Source organism: Streptomyces sp. NPDC059247 (genome assembly GCF_042754005.1).
Classification (GTDB): Bacteria; Actinomycetota; Actinomycetes; order Streptomycetales; family Streptomycetaceae; genus Streptomyces.
Genome location: NZ_JBHYZW010000052.1, coordinates 1,527 through 3,299, shown reverse-complemented (window position 1 = coordinate 3,299; position 1,773 = coordinate 1,527). Strand labels below are relative to the sequence as shown.

Genomic DNA, 1,773 nt, shown 5'->3' with positions numbered 1-1,773 from the left:
GCTGGTCGTTGTTTGAGAACTACACAGTGGACGCGAGCATCTGTGGCCAAGTTTTTAAGGGCGCACGGTGGATGCCTTGGCACCAGGAACCGATGAAGGACGTGGGAGGCCACGATAGTCCCCGGGGAGCCGTCAACCAGGCTTTGATCCGGGGGTTTCCGAATGGGGAAACCCGGCAGTCGTCATGGGCTGTCACCCATGCCTGAACACATAGGGCATGTGGAGGGAACGAGGGGAAGTGAAACATCTCAGTACCCTCAGGAAGAGAAAACAACCGTGATTCCGGGAGTAGTGGCGAGCGAAACCGGATGAGGCCAAACCGTATACGTGTGATACCCGGCAGGGGTTGCGTATGCGGGGTTGTGGGATCTCTCTTTCACAGTCTGCCGGCTGTGAGACGAGTCAGAAACCGTTGATGTAGGCGAAGGACATGCGAAAGGTCCGGCGTAGAGGGTAAGACCCCCGTAGCTGAAACATTGACGGCTCGTTTGAGAGACACCCAAGTAGCACGGGGCCCGAGAAATCCCGTGTGAATCTGGCGGGACCACCCGCTAAGCCTAAATATTCCCTGGTGACCGATAGCGGATAGTACCGTGAGGGAATGGTGAAAAGTACCGCGGGAGCGGAGTGAAATAGTACCTGAAACCGTGTGCCTACAAGCCGTGGGAGCGTCGCTGTATGTGCTTGCACATGCAGTCGTGACTGCGTGCCTTTTGAAGAATGAGCCTGCGAGTTTGCGGTGTGTTGCGAGGTTAACCCGTGTGGGGAAGCCGTAGCGAAAGCGAGTCCGAACAGGGCGTTTCAGTAGCACGCTCAAGACCCGAAGCGGAGTGATCTAGCCATGGGCAGGTTGAAGCGGAGGTAAGACTTCGTGGAGGACCGAACCCACCAGGGTTGAAAACCTGGGGGATGACCTGTGGTTAGGGGTGAAAGGCCAATCAAACTCCGTGATAGCTGGTTCTCCCCGAAATGCATTTAGGTGCAGCGTCGTGTGTTTCTTGCCGGAGGTAGAGCACTGGATAGGCGATGGGCCCTACCGGGTTACTGACCTTAGCCAAACTCCGAATGCCGGTAAGTGAGAGCACGGCAGTGAGACTGTGGGGGATAAGCTCCATGGTCGAGAGGGAAACAGCCCAGAGCATCGACTAAGGCCCCTAAGCGTACGCTAAGTGGGAAAGGATGTGGAGTCGCAGAGACAACCAGGAGGTTGGCTTAGAAGCAGCCACCCTTGAAAGAGTGCGTAATAGCTCACTGGTCAAGTGATTCCGCGCCGACAATGTAGCGGGGCTCAAGCGTACCGCCGAAGTCGTGTCATTGCAGTACATACCCCCAACGGGGACTGTGATGGGTAGGGGAGCGTCGTGTGCCGGGTGAAGCAGCCGCGGAAGCGAGTTGTGGACGGTTCACGAGTGAGAATGCAGGCATGAGTAGCGATACACACGTGAGAAACGTGTGCGCCGATTGACTAAGGGTTCCTGGGTCAAGCTGATCTGCCCAGGGTAAGTCGGGACCTAAGGCGAGGCCGACAGGCGTAGTCGATGGACAACCGGTTGATATTCCGGTACCCGCTTTGAAACGCCCAGTATCGAGCCCATTAATGCTAAGTCCGTGAAGCCGTTCCGGACCCTTCGGGGAATGGAAAGTGGTGGAGCCGACGGACCAAGGTGGTAGTAGGTAAGCGATGGGGTGACGCAGGAAGGTAGTCCAGCCCGGGCGGTGGTAGTCCCGGGGTAAGGGTGTAGGGCGTTGTCCAGGTAAATCCGGACAGCATAT

The 1,773-nt window shown here is 57.0% G+C and carries 1 rRNA gene (cut by a window edge); it reads left to right on the top strand.

Annotation, left to right across the window (positions count from 1 at the left end):
- Positions 1-44: 44 nt before the first annotated feature.
- A 23S ribosomal RNA gene (locus ACFXGN_RS32690) occupies positions 45-1,773 on the top strand (it continues 1,494 nt past the right edge of the window).